Source organism: Virgibacillus ihumii (assembly GCF_902726655.1).
Taxonomy (GTDB): Bacteria; Bacillota; Bacilli; order Bacillales; family Amphibacillaceae; genus Lentibacillus; species Lentibacillus ihumii.
On record NZ_CACVAN010000001.1, the window covers coordinates 1,972,812 to 1,992,067 of the forward strand.

The window sequence follows — 19,256 nt, forward strand, 5'->3', positions numbered from 1 at the left end:
CGACAAGTTTCAAACCTCCTCACAATTTTGACCGCTTATTCCTCTTTTTGTCCCCTCAGTTAAAATCATGTCGCTGAATAAACTCCTTCAACATTTTCTTTATTTTTTCAACGTAATTGTTTTTGCCTCTGTATAAAAATCGAAGCTATGCCTGCCGCCTTCCCGTCCAATACCACTTGCTTTCGCTCCTCCAAATGGTGTACGTAAATCGCGTATATACCAACAGTTAACCCATAATAAACCAGCATGAACTTGTGAGGTTACACGTTGACCGCGCCGCATATCATTCGTCCAGACAACTCCCGCTAATCCATAAATTGAATCATTTGCTATTCTAATAGCATCTTCCTCATTTTTAAATGGAATAATAACAGGGACAGGTCCAAAAATCTCCTCTTGTGCAACCCGCATTTTATTATCCACATCATATAAGACAGTCGGTTCATAGAAATTCCCTTCTTCCATGCCTGCAACTACCTTACCGCCATGTGCAAGTTTGGCACCCTCGGCCAATCCAATCTGTACATATTCATCGACCGATTTCATATGACTACGTGATACTAGTGCACCCATATCTGTAGTCTCATCCAGTGGATCACCTACTTTTATTTTCCTTACAGCTGCAAGGAACTTATCTAAAAACAAATCATAAACGTTTTCTTGTACTAAAATTCTTGAACCAGATAGACAAATTTCACCTTGATTACGGAAAATTGCGTCAATTGAACCTGCAACTGCTTCATCTAAATCAGCATCATCAAATACAATGTTTGCTGATTTACCTCCTAGCTCTAATGAAACAGGTATTAAATTTTCCGAAGCATTACGCATCACAGTTTTACCTGTGTTTGATTCACCAACAAAGGAAATTCGTTGGACAGAAGGATGGGTAGTCAATGCCGTTCCTATTGTTCCTCCTGGTCCAGTCAATATATTTAGAACACCAGGAGGCAGCCCAGCCTCATTAGCGATTTCACCCAACAGAACAGCACTTAATGGCGTGTATGATGCTGGTTTAACAACAACTGTATTGCCTGCAGCCAATGCAGCAGAAGCCTTCCATGTCAATTGCATAAAAGGCAAATTCCAAGGAATAATTAGACTTGTTACTCCAGCAGGTGCATATTGTGCATACGACGTAAAGTTATGCATATCATAATGTTCATTTACTGTATATTTAGCCATTTCTGCAAAAAATCGAAAATTGGAAGCCGCACGCGGGATATCAAATCCACGACTTTCACTAATTGGTTTACCTACATCTAAAGTTTCAACATAGGCGAGTCTTTCAACATTTTTCATTATTAAATCTGCCATTTTACACAATATACGTGATCGATCATTTACAGGCATTTCACTCCAAACACCACTAGCAAACGCATTTTGTGCAACGTCAACAGCCCGTTTCGCATCTTCCTTTCCGCCCTTGGCCACACTAGCTAACTTCTTATTCGTTGCCGGATTTAACGCATCAAATGTTTGACCAGAAAGTGCATCAATATATTTACCGTCGATAAACAACTTTGAATCTTGTACAATTTTATTTTCAGTTAAAACTTCATTCGTCACATTCCATTCCTCCTATTCCTTAATTTCTAATATCATTTCAATTTCAATCGCTGTATTATTAGGCAGCTGTTGCATGCCAACAGCTGAACGGCCGTGCTTACCGATGTCTCCAAAAACTTCTCCAAGCAAATCCGAGGCACCATTCATAACCTTTGGTTGCTCTGTAAAATCTTCTGTAGAATTTACCATTCCTAATAACTTAACAAATTGCTTTATTTTACTTAATTCACCTAATTCGTTTTTCACTATGCTTAGTAAATTGAGCATGGATAGTCGAGCCGCCTGATAACCATCCTCAGTTGTTAGCTCTTTTCCTAGCTTACCGTGGTATTGATCAACCCCTTGACCGGCAGTGAACAGTAGATTGCCTGTTCTAACACAACTAATGTAATTGCCAGCCGCTGGTCTAATTGATGGCAATTCAATTCCAAGCTCTGTTATATTTTCTTCCGGCGATTTCATCATTTTGCCTCTTCCTTTACTTCAATATTTAGTAACTCAAGAGCATTATTTCCTAATATAGCTTCTCGTTTTTCTTTTGATAATTGATTGGTTCCCTCTACTATTTTACCAGGTGGAACTTCCCTTAAAAGAAACGGATAATCAGATCCCAAAACGATTCTATTGTAACCAAAGCGGTCTGCCAAATACTGTATATTTAACGGATCATAATTTAATGAGTCAAAATAAAAGTTTTTTGTATAATGGCTTGGTGGCTTGCTTGTTAATCGAAGACTTGGCCATACATTCCACCCTTGATCCAACCTGGGAAGTATATATGGGAATGATCCACCCCCATGTGCGAAACACACTTTCAAATTTGGATGTTTTTCCATAATACCACTATTTATTAAGCTTGCTGCTGCTAAAGCTGTTTCGCTAGGCATTCCAACCGTATACATAAAATTATGTCTTGGCATACGTTCTCTACCTAATGTTTCCCAAGGGTGGATAAATAATGGAACATTCCACTTCTCAGCCGCTTCATAAAAGGATGCAAATTCTGGTTCATCTAAATTTTTACCGTTAATATTCGTACCAATTTCAATTCCCTTTAACCCAAGTTCATGGATACAACGATCCATCTCTTCAATGGATGCCTTTACATTTTGTAATGGTACAGTCCCCAGTCCTATAAATCGGTCAGGGGATTGATTAACAGTATTCGCGATAAAATCATTTTGAAGTTTTGACATTTCTTCAGCCTCGTCTACTGCTGCCCAATAGGAAAACGTCACCGGTATGGGTGATAACACCTGTATGTCTACACCCTCAGCATCCATATCTTGAATTCGTTTTTCAGGGCTCCACACTTGATCAGTTACTTCTCGGAATACGTTCCCGTCAATCATAATGTTGGCACCACAAGAACATGTTTTTTCTAATTTTGGAAAATGTCCATTTCCAAATTTCTCCGCTATATCTGTTATGTTTTCTGGAACAATATGAGTATGAAAATCTACCCTCATTTTGATAAACCTCCATTTTCAAGCACTGCATGGGTACAGTTATTAATTTTTCGTAAATCTTCACTACTATCAATTTTTACAATACAGCCATTTATCTTACCTTCATTATTTCGCATCTGTGTTAAGTGATATGTTAAAAAATTTTTCTAAAATATCTTCCTTGTTATTCGCTTCTTTTCTTGATTTGAATGACCCTTTTGTAGTCGTTAATATATTATCTGAAAGCGTAATTCGGCCATTTTCGGTAGCAATAGTTGTAATAAGATTTTGGGTGAACGGTGAATCAGGTGAAGTTTGGTTATAGTTACACATAGATGTAAAATCTATTAATTTATTTTCCTCTATGTCAAAACAATAAAGATTAGTCCATAGTCCTTCTCTATTCTTTTGTAAAAGGTAAGGACCCAATTCGTTTTGTTCATTATATATCACGCGGTACTTGCCACTAACGTCGTTTATTGATTTTCCTGTAATCGGTAAAGGATGTCGAACTGAATCACCAAAACCAACATCAACTAAATAAGACTGATCCAATTCAACCAATATCGCTGCGTGACTGTTTGCTAGTGCCCATATTCCGTTTTTCTGATGTACAGTCCCGCTAATCAAATGGGCTTGGTACCCCAATTGTTGTAGCAACCATATGAACAAGCCGTTTAATTCATAACAAAAGCCTCCACGGTAATGGTTCACGATTTTATCAAAAAACTTCTCTCTATTTAAGGTAATCGGTACCTGATTAATGACATCTAAATTTTCAAAAGGCACATGAAGCATATGCTGCATTTGCAGGTAGGCCAGATATGGCAAGTCTGCATCGACACGTTTTTCCGCATGAAAGCGATCTAAATAAGCATCTGCATCCATATTAGATCACCTACCATGATAGTTATTATTAAACTTTTTGATCTTATTTCAAAAACAGATGCTTTTGAAAAGTTAATTCCAGAGGGATACAGGGAAATAAGGGTGAAAATCCCACCCTTATTTCCACTCTTCCGCTTCAGGTAATTTATGACCGCATTTATCACAAGTTTGAAGTTCTTCATTTGAATTAAATTCTTCGATAACTGCCTTCAATTGACTTACAATATCCGTGATTTCCATGGTTTTTTTATATAATTCATGGTTGCAATTATCACAATACCACACGACACTTTCGGGTTTTCCCTCTCTTTTTTGTTCGATAACGATTCCATAGGAACCTGCAGTACGATGCGGAGAATGCGGAACCATTGCTGGAAGCATGAACATTTCTCCCTCGCCAACAGTTACAATTTCACGTTCCCCTTGTTCATTTATACATTCCACATAACAGTTTCCCTTGATTTGGTGAAAGAATTCATCAGAAGGGCTAATATGGAAGTCGCGTCGCTTGTTAGGACCACCCACTAGCATCGGAATAAATTGTGAATCATCCCATAGCTGCATGTTATTAACAGGCGGTTGTAACTTGTCCTTGTTTTCCTCAATTGCATATAGTAAGTTAAAAGCTCTTGAATTCAAATTAGTTTTTTCGGATTTTATACTCATTTGTAAGATTCCTCCTTAAATTTGTTAATTATTTTCAGTGAAGCATACAATCTGTAAAGCTCAATACAACCCGAACTTGTGGTCTAGTAATCAATTTTTGATTCATACTGGATTCTCCGTAGATTGATCTTTAAAATTAATTGCCCCTTCTAGCGCCCTATCCACCATATTGAAAGAATTTTTACGTTTGTGGTTACTATAGAACATTCCCAATTTCCGAACAGGATCGCCTGAATAATAACGCTCATATTGCACTAATCTTTGGCCAAATGCTTCACCACTTAAATCCCAAGCTAATTTAAATAGACGTACTCGTTCCTCACCGGATATACCTGAACGTCCTCCATAATAACGGTCAATATCCTCTGATAATTCTGGGTTATCTAAATCCGCACCTGTCGGGGGTAAAATTAATCCACTGGCTCCAATTGTTTGGATGACCTCAATAGCTCGGGGATATGCCTTTGGCAAAATACCACGGATTGTCTCCAATGGTATTGGATTTGGTACTGCCTCACCATTTGGTCTTATATGATATTCCATTTCTGCTGTGCGTAATAGTGCCCTAATCGTTTCCACAGACTGAACCAGCTCACCCAATTGCGTTTGCACATTTAGAAACCCGTCTACACCGATTGCATCAGCTACTCTCGAAGCGACCTCTTGAGCAAACTTTAGTTTAACTAATCCTCTCGCAGCATTTTGATGAGTATTTTGACTTAAACCAGTTTTGGAATAAAGCTGATTTGCTGCATCCACGTTATTATAGAGAAAGATGCGATCCCAAGGTACCAGAACATCGTTGAAGATAAGAACTGCATCATTTTCCTCGAATCTTGATGCTAAAGGATGATCAAATACTGGACGCTTTCCGTCTTGCATTGGTTCCCGACACATTAAACGCAACCCTGGAGTATCAATTGGAATTGCAAAAGATAACGCATATCTTTCATCTCCAGGTTTAAAACCAGGAAAGGAATAGATAATAACCTCATCCGTAACCGGTGCAAGGGTTGCGAGCATTTTTGCTCCACGCACAATAAGACCCTCAGAAGTTTCTTCAACAGCACCTAAATGTGTGAAAGTGTCTTTTTGTTCATGAGAAGACTTGCTCCGATCCGTCTGTGGATTAATTAAAGCATGGGTTAAAAATAAATCATTATCACGAATATACCTATGATAGTTTTGAATATTTTCCGCCCATTGCGGATTATATTGGTTATAAAAATCCGGGCTGCTTGCCATAGAGGTTACGGTGACATTTAAGAAATCTGGTGTCCTTCCCATTAATCCAAAAGTTGCCTCTGCCCAGGTATCATATAAATCTCTACGAGCCATTAGATCATCATAATTTTTTGGAACGATAAACGCATTGGATACCCTTTCACCGGTTTCCTCACAAACACTCGTAATTTTTTCTTTATACTTGGGGTCATGTTGCATATCATACAGCTTTGCAATTTCACGAATCGGCTGTTTAAAATTATCTTCATTAACTATATCCGTAACCTTCCTACCATTCATCCACACTTCTGGCTGTCTGGATTTTAAGGCTCTAATATATTGTTCACCTGTTCGAATTCCCATTATTAATCCCTCCTCGTATAATCTAATTCAAATCTTTTCAAGTGCCTTTGTTTGCATAAATTTCCCTTGGAAGAATACTAAACCTTCCTTGTCTGTATGGATAAAGTCCTCGACTTTACCTATATACAAGACGTGATCTCCACCGTCGTATTCTTTCCAGGGGGTACACTGAATGGTTGCCAAAGAATTCCTTAATTTGGGAACACCATTTGAATATTCCCATTCAATTTGCAAATTTTGTTGAGGTTTTCCCGCAAATTGACGGGCCAATGGCTCTTGTTTTGCCGATAAGATATTAATGACAAACGACCTGTTTTTTAAAGCCTTACAAGCATTAGCATTGCGGTCAATTGAGATCAGCACGAGCGCAGGATCCATAGAAACTGATGTGAAGGCGTTTACAGTAACACCATAATGAAGGTGATCTTCGCCCATCCATGTCACAACAGTTACCCCTGTTGCAAATTGACCTAAACAATTACGTAAATCACGTGCGGTCATTTCGATAATGTCACCCCCTTGTTATTTATTGAGTTATACTACAGTAAATAGCAGCTCCATTCTATTGCATTATTTCATATTATGAAATAATGCAAAGTTTTTTTGATAAACAACCTAATTATAATAGAATATAGTAGTAAACATTGAAAATTGACTGTTTTCGATTACACTTCTCTCCTGATTCTAAATAGGGTTTAAATCGTTTGGAACCAGCACCAAATTAGTATAGAGGATTGTATATTAGCGTTATTTACATTAAAATGTTGGTGAAACCCAAATATGATACCTAATCCTAATCAGAATTACTTGGAATATCCGCTAAGCTTTGCATTCCCCACACTTCCCGTAAATTTCCGTTCTGTGATTACTTATTTTATAACCTGTCATTTGTTCAGCCAATGATTCCACCTCCCTTAAGGTAGGATAATTAAAATCTACTATTATGCCACATTCACTGCATATAATATGATAATGATCCGTAGTACCCCATCCAATCTACTAGGTATATTTACTTATGTTAATTTACGAACAAGACCAATGTCTTTTAAAGAGTGCAAATTGTTATATACCGTTGCCAAACTCATATTAGGGAATTTATTCGCAATTGCTTCGTATATTTCCTCAGCTGTTGGGTGAAGTTTACTCCCGATTAATACATTATATCTAATGCTTGTCTTAAACGCTTCTTGGACATTGTCACTATCCCCCTCATTTTTCTGATTCAAAATATTATTTTTCTTATAAACAGATTAATGTAAGTGCTAGTGGGACAAATAAAGGTGGATGCGGATCTAGAAATCTTTATTACATCCACCCTACCAATCAACTTGTCATAATTTAGAAAGATTTATTTTTTAGACCAGCTCTTTAAATCTAAATTCCTCCTTTTTTATTTTTTGGAATACATAAAATTGACAACGCAGCAACAATTCCCGCAAAAGCAAACACAAAGAAGTTTGTTGAGAGATCAAAATTCCATGACATAAATAATCCAATGAGAATAGGACCTAAAATAGCTCCTATCCTACCAAATCCAAGCGCCCATCCTATAGCTGTTGCTCGAATTTCTGCATCAAAGTATTTTGAAATATATGCATTTAAGATCAACGTTGTGCCGATTGTTCCAAATCCTGCAATTCCAACTAGACCATAAATAATCAGCATTGGTACTTTTACGCTTAGTAAAGCAATTGAAATACCCGCCAACAAATATGAAATAAAGATTACTTTTTTTGATCCCCATCGATCCGCTGCCACACCAGCTAAAATAGATCCCACAACCGCTGAAAAATTAAGCATTAAAAGAAACCCGAGACTTGAACCAAGTGCATAACCTGCTTCCCTCATTATTTCGGGCAACCATGTTGTCAATCCATAAATCATAAATAATCCTAGAAAGAAAGTAATCCAGAAAAATACAGTTGCACGAAAATTATGTTTTGAAAAAAGTGTAGCTACTGTACTTGATTTATTTTCCCCTTGCTGCTTTTTATTCAATTGATTTTCCTCTACAGATTTAATGGAAATATTATAACGGTTCGCAATTTGCTCAGCCTCCGAGTATCTACCTTTAGCTGTTAGAAAATCAATTGATTCGGGCAAAAATTTAATCATGAAAGGCACAACAAGGATAGGTGTTGCACCAACAAAAAACATTAAACGCCAACCATATTCATCAAGAAAAAAGATTGAAATTAAGGCAGAGAATACACCCCCAAATGCATATCCTGAATACATCATTGCATAAATCAGTGATCTTCGCTTATTAGGGGAATATTCAATAGTTAGGGCAGAGGCCGTGGGAATGATACCACCGCATCCGATCCCTCCAATAAAACGGAATAAACTGAACCATTCAGGAGATGGTGCCATTGCAGAAAAAGCCATCATTATAGAAAAAAGGGTTAGACAAGCTATCATGATCTTTTTCCGGCCAAAAATATCGGTAATAGTCCCTACACATATTGCTCCGATTAACATCCCAATAAGGGCCATACTTCCAATAGAACCTGCCATCGCTGCAGATAATGACCATTCTGGATATTCCAATAATGCTGGGAGGACAGCACCATAAATTGCTAGGTCATATCCTTCGGCAAACATGCCAAACCAACACATAGCTACAACAAAATAAGTAATACCTGGAATTTTTTTAGTATCATTTATAGATTTTTTATGACGATTTGTTAGACTCTTTGAACGATGTGAATCCGTTAAATCAGAATTTTGACTCAAGATAACATCCCCTTTGATAATTAAGTCTGTCATTCCTAGATATGACCATTGCACCAGTCGCAAATTTTCCGTATATTTTCTTAACTTTTTACATTTATGGACTATGGTCATTCCTGGATTTTACATTTCAAGTCATAATCGTATAATTCTACCTCACAAAAAGATTAAATATTCAATCTTTTCTCTTTACAACATCATCCTTTATTTAAGGTGGAAATAGTTTCTCTTATGCAACTTACCATCACAGCAAAAAGTAACTGAATGAAATTAACCAAAACTCATTTCAGAGAGTAACAGAAACTACTTCTCAACCAGAGCAACCACCCGTACTGGGCTCCCGCTACCTTTTTCTATTTTTAGAGGATTTGCTATTAATATGGAACCCTTGGGCGGAAGCTTATCCAAATTCGTCAATGAAGCAAGACCATATTTATTTGCCCCATGCATAAAATGGTGACATGGGAACGGCGTTTCAAATGTTGCGGCAATACCCGCATCCGTACCAACTGTTTCTACTCCCACTCCAAGGATATTCTTGTTTGCTAAAAATTTAGTAGCTTCTACTGTTATTCCCGGTGTGTGTGGCTGGCCATCTTCTCCAACATTGAAAAACTTCTTATGATCATCGTTATATTCAGCCCATCCAGTATAAATAAGAACCCAAGAGTGTCTGGAAATTTCGCCATGCTTCTCTTCGAACACTTCAATATCTGTAATGGTGAGGCAATAATCCGGATCTTTTTCGCACTTTTCCTTTATATCAATGACACAAGCTTCCCCAATCAGCTTTTTAACAGGAATTTCATCGACATGTTGATGGTTCTTTCCGGATACCCAATGAACAGGAGCATCAAAATGTGTCCCGCAATGCTCTCCCATTGAAATATTATTCCAGTAGAAGAAAAGCCCGTTGTTGTCATATTTGGATATCTGATCCATCTCAAAACCATTTGTATCCACAAATGGATCCGGCAATGAGATTATGGGCGTATCTTCATTAAGCACTTGTGTTAAATCAATTACCTCAATCGAATGATCAATGATTTTATCCATTAAATTTACCAATGTGGTTGACTTTAGAGTTTCCATGTTTATATCCCCTTTCATTTTAAATTAATAGCTAGGACCTTCCATTTAATTCAAAATGAAATAAAACTATTATATTTCAATTACTGAATTGGAAAGTACTAGCTATTGGTTAGTTAATGTTAAATTTCCGTTGTATTTACATGAAAGTACCGAACGGAGGCCTTTTATATGCAGCTGCTATCGTTTTCGACTGACTGTACGCATCGAGAGCTTCTTTACTATACTCCCTTCCTACCCCGCTGTTTTTATATCCGCCAAACGGAGCACCAGTCTGGAAATTAAAGTAGGAATTGATCCATACGCTACCAGCATCGATTCTGTTAGCCAAAGTTAATCCCTTCTCTAAATCATCTGTCATAATTCCAGCTGCCAGACCGTATTCAACATCATTAGCAACTTTAACTACTTCTTCTATATCACTCCAGCAAGTTACTGTAGCAGCTGGTCCAAAGATTTCTTCCTGTGCGATTCTCATATGCGGCTCTGCTTCAATAATAGTCGGTTCAATAAAGTACCCATGTTCATGCCCGGGAACCGTTACGCGGTTACCTCCGTATAAAATTTTGGCACCTTCCTCCCTTGCGATGTCAAAATAATTCAATACGCGTTCTCCTTGCTTCTCATTAATAATGGACGCTAATCTTGTAGAACGATTGGTTGGTGGACCAATTTTTACCTGCTTTGCCCGTTCGATTAATTTTTCAACATATTCATCATAAATATCATCGTGTACAAGCAATCTTGTACCAAGGATGCAACTTTCCCCATTAAAAAATGTATATCCTAGCGTTGCGTTTTCCACTGCCGAATCGATATCCACGTCTGGAAATACGATGTGTGGCGCTTTACCGCCCAATTCCAACGTTACAGGAAGAATTCTATCTCCTGCAGTCCTTCCGACAAGTCGACCTACTCCTACACTTCCTGTAAACGCTAGCTTATCTATATCAGGATGATCAATCAGAGCCTGTCCTGCTTCTGGACCATAACCTGGGACCATATTGACAACACCATTTGGAAGAATATCGGATATAAGTTTGCCAAACTCTATCACCGATAAACATGCATCTTCTGCTGGCTTCAACACAATCGTGTTTCCAGCTGCGAGTGCCGGGGCAAGTTTAAATGCAGTCATGATCATCGGTACGTTCCAAGGGATAATTTGAGCGCAAACTCCAAGTGGTTCTTTCTTTGTAATCAGATAACCATTTTCAACTGGTCGTGATTCACCTTCATAATGCGTGAGAATTGCACCCGCAAAATAACGGAACTGATTAATGGCAAGCTGGTAATCTAAATCAAATTCATGAAGTGCTCTACCTGTATCCATGCATTCGATCAATTTTAAACGATCTTGATTTTCTTCCAACACATCAGCAATTTTATTCATTAATATTGATCGTTCTTCAATTGAGGTATCTGCCCATTTTGGAAACGCTTCTCCTGCTGCTTTTACCGCCCTGTCCACATCTTCTTTCCCTCCACGACCAATTTGAGAAAGCACCTTTCCCGTTGCCGCATTCACAGCATCGATATAACCATCAGCTGCCTCTACAATCTCACCGTTGATAAGTGGACCATATTTCGTATCAAACTTTACATCAGATGGGCTCATTTGACCTGTAGCTTCCATCTTAAATCCCTCCTCTCATAATATTAGTAGACCCAATCATCACATTCACAAGACAGCCTAAATTAATTGAGAGCATCACCGCCTTCTTTATAATGGAACTTTCTACACCTTTGAAATTCTGACATCCAATACCGCAGAACGACCGTTTTTCACCTGTTCGATCGCTATTTTTAGTGCTGTTTTCAACTTGTCAGGATCTTCGACTGTTTCAGCATGAGCGTTGCCCGCTGCTTCGGCAATTTTTGCTAATTCACTATTGGGATTGAAATTTACCCAAAATTTATTCGCATTTTTAGCTATTCCTTCCGGATGAACTCCTAAAGTCGAATGTTTCGGGGCATTCCATCCAAAATTATTGTAAATGACTGTCAAATATGGTGTATCATATTGTTCAGCCATCGTATGCACAACAGAAGGAACGCTGAATAAATAACTCCCATCTCCAGTTAAGCTGATAATGGTCTTGTCTGGATGAGCTAATTTAGCCCCAATCGCGGCTCCGCCATTCCACCCCAGGGATCCCGCCCCGCTGCTGAAATAAGACCCGGGTTCACTTGCACCAATATGAGTGTTGACAACCCCGTAATTGGTTATTCCTTCATTAAGGACGATTGTATTTTCATCAACAATTTCCCTTACACATGCGGTAAGATATTCAGGTGTGATAATACCTCCTTTTAGCTGCTCAGCTTTTTCTATTTCTTTTTTTAATTTCATATGGAAAGTTTCAATTTTTTTCCGGCGTGCAGAAACCGAAGATTCATCAATAGTTTCTTCATCTATTACCTTATTAATCTGGTTCAAAGCAACTTGTGAATCTGCTCTGTAAAAACGTTTAGACGGGATATACCACAGGGGCATATCTTCTTTCAATGGATCTGCGTCAATATAATAAATAATTGCATTTGTGGACGGTTTGTTTTTAGTCGGGATCCATGGTACATCACTGTCAATCGCCAGGATGAAATCGGCATCTTCCAAGATGGGATGCTGCTTATCCTCATTCCATTGAAAGCCGCAGTGCATTGGATGATTTGCGGGAAAGTTCATCGTTTGAGGTACCGACTCCAAAACTGGTATTGCTAAATTTTCACATAGCTTTATAAGTTCATCAACAGACTCTTCTTTTTTTCCTAAATAAGAAGTTACAACGATTGGATTGTCTGCCGTTAATAGATCAGAAACTAAATCATTTACATCTTGTTCTGGAATTGCACTGGGCGAGATCGGCTCCCAAAGCGATGTATCAATCTCCACCGACTCCGTTTCCTCTTCCATTGCCTCTCTTGGCCCCATTAAATAAACCGGCCCTTGTGGTTCGCTTTTTGATATTTGCAACGCACGATGAACCAACTGTTTCACATTTTTCCCCGTGCGGATTTCATTGTCATATTTGGAATACCCCCGCATAATTCCGCGCTGATCATTAACATCTTGATACCAATGGATAAATTCATTTCTACTTCCTAGCATTTCCCCTTCTTGAGTGTAGGGAGATGCTCCAGCAAAAACAAGGACCGGTACTTTAGCCTTAAAAGCGTTATGTATCGCTCCGCCCAAGTTTTGAGTGCCACATTCCACATGAACAATAACTGCTTGAGGTTCTCCGGTCGCTTGTACATATCCATGGGCAGCACTCATTGCTACAAACTCATGGGGGCTAATAATAACTTTTGGCAAATCTTTATTTTTTTGCGCAGCATCCGTCAAACTTTCAATTATTGTTGGATGATCGCTTCCGAAGTTTGCGAAAATATAAGAAACACCTGCCTCCTGAAGCGCTTCCAAAAATGCTGTCCCAGTTGTATACATATAAGACTCTCCTTTCTGCTACGATTTAATATTTATTGTAAAACAGAAAAAGAGGGACGAGGTGTTAAGTAATAAACATTTTCTTAATTTATCCTAATGTTCCTTCCAAACTGCTATTTGTCTTTTGCTTAGGAATCCAAGAAATACCTAACTGCAAAACAGTCATTTCATTACCTTTGCTTTTCTCTAAGCTTTTCAATATCTTTCAATATAAATGTTTGATTCGAAATTTCGATAATACCTTCACTGCGCCACTCCTTCAAAACTTTCCAAACAGCAACCCTCGATTTTCCAATATAATTTGCCATGGATGTTTGTGTTACATTAATCGTTTTATCTCCTTTTTTCTCATACAGATTCATTAGAAAATATGATAGTTGTACTTCAATAGGTGCGTTTAAGATTGTGTTTATAGTTGCCAGCATACGAATTTTCTGGATAAGTGAATAGCTAAATTGCCTGGACGTCTCAGGATGTTTGCCTGTCAAACGTTCAAACTGGCCTTTTGAAAAATAATAAAGCGTCGAATCCATCATCAATGTTGCGGTAGTGAAGGAGGCAGTGCCGTAAATCATTTGTTCTCCTGTGAGCGAGCCTGGAAAGACGAAGTCTATAATGCGTTCATATCCATCCTCACGTAACACACTTATCATAATTTTTCCTTCCAGTAAGTAATAAAAACCGCTTGATACATCACCCTGTCTGAATAATACAATGTTTTTTCTCAACTTTTTAACTTCCGCATAATGGGAGTATTGAGACCAGTTAAACAATCTGATGTTCACCTCGAAAACTTTAAATTTACCTCTTGAGCAATGGAGTCAAATGGCAGCTATTTCTATAAGTGCTTCAGTGTTATTAATGATAATATTACGATTTGTCAAATACACCACATCATTATCCCATTTTTTAAATATATTATATATTGTTGTTCGGTTCAGATTTGTATAACAACAAAGTTCCTGTTGAGTAAATGGAATCTGCTTGCTTACAAACTTTTCCCTTAAAGTTAATATCGTTCTGGCCAGTAATTTTTCGGAGTGTAACGTATGGAATAGAACATTATTTGATAGAGTTTTCAACTTTTCTGTTAGATTAGTATAGATTAGCATTTTAAACTGAGCGTCTCTTTCCAGAACTGGCTCAATATTTTTATAAGGAAAAAAATATACAACGCTGTCCTCGATGGCCGTTGCAGTTGAAAAGTAAAGTTCGCCATCTACTGACTGTTCACCAAAAGACTTTTCATTACAAACAATATCAATGATATTCTCTTCTCCAGTGTGGATTGTCGATGATACCTTGACCAAGCCTTGTTTCAAATAATAAAACCCGTTGCAACCGTCTTCTTTTTCTTGATAGATTACTGATTTTCGTTTGTAATAATTTCTTTCTCCATATTTAAGATAAGGAATCCAACTGCTAGTTTGCATAAACAAATTAGACATTTTACGTCCCCTCCGTAAAGTAGTAAATCTCAATAATACTAAACTCAGCGTTAGTTACAATTTCATGGTTTTTACTATTTTCATTACAATCTAAAATAGGTTATTATGGAGCTTTAATCAGTAGGGTGTTACTTATCTCCCATACTGATTGTGAGTAACACAGGGTCTATCCTCCAACTCATTAACTTCTTTTAGATCGTTATCGATTACTAAATAGATAATTTATACTATATTTCCGTCATGAAACACCAAATTCCTGCATTAGAATAATATCTACGTAAAAAAATAACTCCCTAAACCAAGAAATAAGTCATTTATGATCGAAACCAGTCGCAAAATTTTCATATCAGTTTTTTAACCCTAACATCCACAGGTTCTCCTCCTCCCGACTCTTTTAATTTTTAACCTCAATATGTTTTAAATTCAGTCGATCAACAACCTTATAATTTCAGATTGTGAAATTGAGTGAATATTAATTTTTTATTTTCCCCTTGACTAAGTAAACAAAAAAACTACACGTATCAACTACGTGCAGGATTCTTATTTTCATCTTATTTATTATACTTGCATTCTTATACCCCATTCATTAAGCACATTGATAAGATATTTTACTTCTTCAAATGTTGTATAGTAATGAAAACCAATCCGGATTCCACCAATTCCATTAATAGAACGAAGGCTTACTTTAATATTATTTTCTGTTAAGTGATTCAGAAGCTTCTTTTCTAAATCAAGATTATCACACGTCAGCGTAATAATTGATGACCAATTGCAACGATCATCCCCCCCAAGAATTCTTGCTCCTTTAAGCTGGAGGTTTTTTCTGAACAATTCCTGTAAATTAAAAATATGCTTTTCGGCCTTAACATGTCCGAACTTTTCCCATCTCTCAAATGCTTTTTTCAGCATTTCTGCTCCCCAAAAGTTAATCATCCCTCCTGATTCAATAGACTTTGCTTCGTTAACTCTGGATATTCCATGCAGGTCGTAAAGAGTTCTTTCTCTTGATTCAAGATAATTTATCCATCCTGCATGAGGTTCCTGCAAATTAAGGTATCCATCAAATGTAGGAAAAATCTTTTCCAATAAACGATCACTTACATACATGAATCCTAATCCAAACGGACTGTTCAACCATTTATGCCCTCCAGCTATATACGCATCAATCTGTTGAGCATGCAAATCTCTTTTTAATATCCCTGATTCCTGTATCCCATCAACAATCCAATACTCGTCAGATCTTTTATTTCGTTCTTTTGCCAGATTGGCAAAGGAAAACCTGTATCCGCTTACTTCTTGAACAGAACTCATACAAAGAATATTGTTAGTAGCTAAACTTTGATTCACTTCATCTAAATTCACTTTCCCATTTGCTGTATTAAAAAAATGGATATTTTCAGAATTTCCTTGCCATACCAACGCTGCTGACATAAACTCAATATCAGGAACTGCCACGTTTATTGTTAATTCTGATTTATTTAATCCAGATGCAATTCTGCCGAGTCCTTCTGTAGTGTTCGCAATAAAAGCAATATTTTGCGGTAATACATCATATACATGTGCTATAAATTTTCGAATATCTTTCATTTTCACGAGTAAATCAACTGTATACCCGCCTGCGTTTGATTTAATATCTGATGTTAAATTCCCGAGATGCTTCTGTAACTCCTGGATATTTTCCTTATCTGGAATACCCATTGATGCATAATCAAAATAGGTCATAATAATCTATCCTTTAGCTTAATTTTTTCGCAGTATCCGGCTTATCATCCAAGCTCCCATATATTTCTTTGTATTCCAGCTCATATTCTTGTTTGCTCATAAACTCACGGCCCCAACCACTGAAAGCCGCGAATAATATTACTGCTACCATAGCTATACAATAAAACACATAAGGAACCACCCCGACAGGATTAAAGCTAGGATACTGGTTTGTATCCACCATACCGCCAATGAATGCAAACGGAATCAGTAACCCTACACTATATGGTAAAAAACCAATTATGGATGTGGAACAAGCGTCCATTAAATTCCCTCTGCGCCAAGGTTGAATTTTAAACTTGTTTCCCAAACGTCTGACAAAATCGCCAAGCATAACCATTGAGGGTGTTCCTGCTGTTGTCAAAGCATTGAGGAATAAAGTTGAAAAGACAATTACAACTTCAGCCCGTTTGGGTGTGGTAGCAACAAGTTCAGCTTTTCCAATTAACCAAGTCAAGAATCCTCCGCGTTGTAACGTTCCAATCATTCCCATTAAAAATATGGTAAAAACAGCCACACCCATCATACTGTTTATACCATCCAATACAATACCGCCAGCAGTGAACTCATCCCGGTTAACACTTAAAATATCTCCAAAACCGATAAGACCTGTGCCTAATCCAAGCACAATTCCAAGCATTATCGCATACAGTAACCCCTCCACAAGGTGACGGCCTTTAATCATTAAAAATAAAAGTAACACTGGTACAACCAACATGATTAACCCTAATGGCTTAACCTCCTCCGGTGGTTGTACAGTTGAACCACCCGACTCTATCAAGGCAAAAACAATATATAAAGCAACAGTAATTGATGCAGCAGTAAACGCATAACGAAGCCGGCTTCTTACTACCTTATTAATCTCTGTCCCTTGTGAGTAAGCGGATACAATTGTTGTATCAGAAATCGGTGCCAGGTTATCTCCCACATAGGATCCTCCGATAATGGCACCTATAATCAAGAGTGGATCTCCACCAAGTGTATATCCAACAGGGAACAAAATCGGGCTGACTGCAATAAGCGTACCAACTGCAGTTCCGGTTGCCATTGACATAAACGATGTAATGGCAAATGTTATTAACGGGAACCAGGCTATTGAGATACCCAGCTCCAAAAATGCCCACACCAGGCCATCCACCAAACCAGTGCTTTGCAGCAATTCAGCCATTACCCCGGCAAGAAACCAGGCTAACAGCATAATTGCCAGCATTTTTGAAGCAATTCCTTCAATTAACGCATCAATATAAATCTTTTTATTTTTCGCTAGGAGCAGTCCCACAAAGAGGCCCAATAATACCATCGGCCAAAACGCCGACGGTAAAGCTGCTCCTGTAAAGCCAAGCCATAGAATGCCAATAAACATAACTGCAAAAGGAACCAGTAAAATCGGAGTCCCTCCATAAAACTCCAGCTTTTCATTACTCATTGATTTTTCCTCCCTTATGGTTAGGTTATATTAGGTCCGCCAACGCCTTAACAATCAACTTAATTTCGTATTCAGTGTTATAAAAATGCGGTGCAATGCGAATAACATCATTACGAGCAGACACAATTATGCCTTTTTCGGCAAGTTGTTGTTCCACTTCAGACGCATTTTGGACGTAAATAGCTGTATTGGAACCCTTTTCTTTTGTGCTTTTCGGACTTTTGACTGTCAAACCATGCTTTTCCGCTTCCTCTATTGCAACACTTGACAACTCTTGCAAATAACTCTCAATTGCTGACACTTCCAAAGAGTTAATAATTTTCAATGCTGTAGCTGCCGAGAAACCATTGATCATTGGATATGTCCCTGTATCAAAACGTTTAGTTTTTTTGGCATAATCAATGTTTTTTATATCAAACGCAAATGGATTATTTTGTCCAAACCATCCAGTGACTTTTGGAGTAAGATTTTTCGTTAAGTCTCCCTTTACATATAAAAAAGCAATCCCTGGTGTTCCCAGAGCATATTTTTGTAAGCCGGCAGTAAGCATATCAATATCCATTTCCTTGACATCGATCTTACATTGCCCCAGTGACTGATATGCATCCACGAAAAGGTATGCTCCCTTATCATGCACTGCCTCCCCAACCTTCTTTAAATCCTGTTTAAATCCATTGTAGAACGAAACATGTGAAGTGCTAACAATAAATGTATCGTTATCAACCGATTTGTTATAAGCATCAATAGAAACTAGACCTTCTTCGTTTGATTCAATAAAATTAATATTATATTTATCACTTTGGGAAAGCCAAATATGTCCGACTGTTGGAAAATCAAAATCGGTCACTGCAATACTCTTTTTGTTTGTATTTTGGAAACTTGTTGCTATACTTGATATACCGTGCGAAACACTTGATACAATTGCCACTTCGCTTATGTCAGCGTTGATCATTTTAGCAAATTCGGAACGGGCATCCTCGCAAGCCTGCATCCAGCTTCCCCAGTCCATTCCATATGTCTCCCAGGACTTCACATAATTTTCAATGGACTGTTTCACATCAGTATGCAATGCACTTTGAGAACAGCTGGAGGCCTGTATTTTATTTTTTAGAATAGGAAACTTTTGTCTTGTCTGATTAAATATATCTTTCATTGCTATTACTCTTCCTTTCAAGTAAGAATTTCTGGAGGTA

Annotated in this window: 16 protein-coding genes and 1 pseudogene; all 17 read right to left on the minus strand. The window is 37.7% G+C overall.

Translation table 11 applies throughout. The annotated features are described in order from the left end of the window. Positions 1 to 99 precede the first annotated feature (99 nt). Positions 100 to 1,569 (minus strand): aldehyde dehydrogenase, encoded by a 1,470-nt coding sequence (locus tag HUX68_RS09645; protein WP_174614624.1) that lies wholly within the window; start codon positions 1,567 to 1,569, stop codon positions 100 to 102. 12 nt (positions 1,570 to 1,581) lie between these two features. After that, entirely contained in the window at positions 1,582 to 2,031 is a 450-nt protein-coding gene (locus HUX68_RS09650; protein ID WP_425509539.1) for a RidA family protein, read from the minus strand. Then, a complete protein-coding gene (locus HUX68_RS09655) occupies positions 2,031 to 3,038 on the minus strand; it encodes an amidohydrolase family protein (RefSeq protein ID WP_174614626.1) in 1,008 nt (335 codons plus the stop codon). Before HUX68_RS09655 ends, HUX68_RS09650 begins: the two co-directional genes overlap by 1 nt. Positions 3,039 to 3,143: 105 nt before the next feature. After that, on the minus strand, positions 3,144 to 3,905 hold the full coding sequence (locus HUX68_RS09660) for an arylamine N-acetyltransferase family protein (RefSeq protein WP_174614627.1): 762 nt from the start codon (positions 3,903 to 3,905) through the stop codon (positions 3,144 to 3,146). Positions 3,906 to 4,022: 117 nt separating this feature from the next. Beyond that, positions 4,023 to 4,571, minus strand: a complete 549-nt coding sequence (nbaC, locus tag HUX68_RS09665) for a 3-hydroxyanthranilate 3,4-dioxygenase (protein WP_174614628.1) — start codon at positions 4,569 to 4,571, stop codon at positions 4,023 to 4,025. A 102-nt stretch (positions 4,572 to 4,673) separates the two neighbouring features. Continuing rightward, entirely contained in the window at positions 4,674 to 6,158 is a 1,485-nt protein-coding gene (locus HUX68_RS09670; protein ID WP_174614629.1) for a 4-hydroxyphenylacetate 3-hydroxylase family protein, read from the minus strand. Positions 6,159 to 6,185: 27 nt separating this feature from the next. Continuing rightward, the gene (locus HUX68_RS09675; RefSeq protein WP_174614630.1) at positions 6,186 to 6,659 is read right to left on the minus strand and encodes a flavin reductase family protein; all 474 of its coding nucleotides are present in this window, start codon (positions 6,657 to 6,659) and stop codon (positions 6,186 to 6,188) included. Positions 6,660 to 6,977: 318 nt separating this feature from the next. Beyond that, positions 6,978 to 7,327, minus strand: a pseudogene (locus tag HUX68_RS09680) (Fur family transcriptional regulator). Between the two features lie 205 nt (positions 7,328 to 7,532). Then, complete coding sequence (locus HUX68_RS09685; RefSeq protein WP_246206757.1) at positions 7,533 to 8,825, minus strand: MFS transporter; 1,293 nt, start codon at positions 8,823 to 8,825, stop codon at positions 7,533 to 7,535. 369 nt (positions 8,826 to 9,194) lie between these two features. Continuing rightward, a complete protein-coding gene (locus HUX68_RS09690) occupies positions 9,195 to 9,983 on the minus strand; it encodes a cyclase family protein (RefSeq protein WP_174614632.1) in 789 nt (262 codons plus the stop codon). A 136-nt stretch (positions 9,984 to 10,119) separates the two neighbouring features. After that, positions 10,120 to 11,616 carry an aldehyde dehydrogenase family protein gene (locus tag HUX68_RS09695; RefSeq protein WP_174614633.1) on the minus strand — a complete coding sequence of 499 codons (1,497 nt, stop codon included), beginning with the start codon at positions 11,614 to 11,616 and terminating at the stop codon, positions 10,120 to 10,122. A gap of 102 nt (positions 11,617 to 11,718) precedes the next feature. Then, positions 11,719 to 13,428 (minus strand): thiamine pyrophosphate-requiring protein, encoded by a 1,710-nt coding sequence (locus HUX68_RS09700; RefSeq protein ID WP_174614634.1) that lies wholly within the window; start codon positions 13,426 to 13,428, stop codon positions 11,719 to 11,721. Positions 13,429 to 13,598: 170 nt separating this feature from the next. Next, positions 13,599 to 14,201 (minus strand): Crp/Fnr family transcriptional regulator, encoded by a 603-nt coding sequence (locus HUX68_RS09705; RefSeq protein WP_174614635.1) that lies wholly within the window; start codon positions 14,199 to 14,201, stop codon positions 13,599 to 13,601. Positions 14,202 to 14,249: 48 nt separating this feature from the next. Then, positions 14,250 to 14,876 carry a Crp/Fnr family transcriptional regulator gene (locus tag HUX68_RS09710; protein ID WP_174614636.1) on the minus strand — a complete coding sequence of 209 codons (627 nt, stop codon included), beginning with the start codon at positions 14,874 to 14,876 and terminating at the stop codon, positions 14,250 to 14,252. A gap of 558 nt (positions 14,877 to 15,434) precedes the next feature. Continuing rightward, positions 15,435 to 16,598, minus strand: coding sequence for an aminotransferase class V-fold PLP-dependent enzyme (locus HUX68_RS09715; protein ID WP_174614637.1), 1,164 nt, complete (start codon positions 16,596 to 16,598; stop codon positions 15,435 to 15,437). Positions 16,599 to 16,611: 13 nt separating this feature from the next. Beyond that, positions 16,612 to 18,063 (minus strand): Na+/H+ antiporter NhaC family protein, encoded by a 1,452-nt coding sequence (locus HUX68_RS09720; protein WP_174614638.1) that lies wholly within the window; start codon positions 18,061 to 18,063, stop codon positions 16,612 to 16,614. A gap of 25 nt (positions 18,064 to 18,088) precedes the next feature. Continuing rightward, a complete protein-coding gene (locus HUX68_RS09725) occupies positions 18,089 to 19,216 on the minus strand; it encodes an aminotransferase class V-fold PLP-dependent enzyme (protein WP_174614639.1) in 1,128 nt (375 codons plus the stop codon). Positions 19,217 to 19,256: the final 40 nt, after the last annotated feature.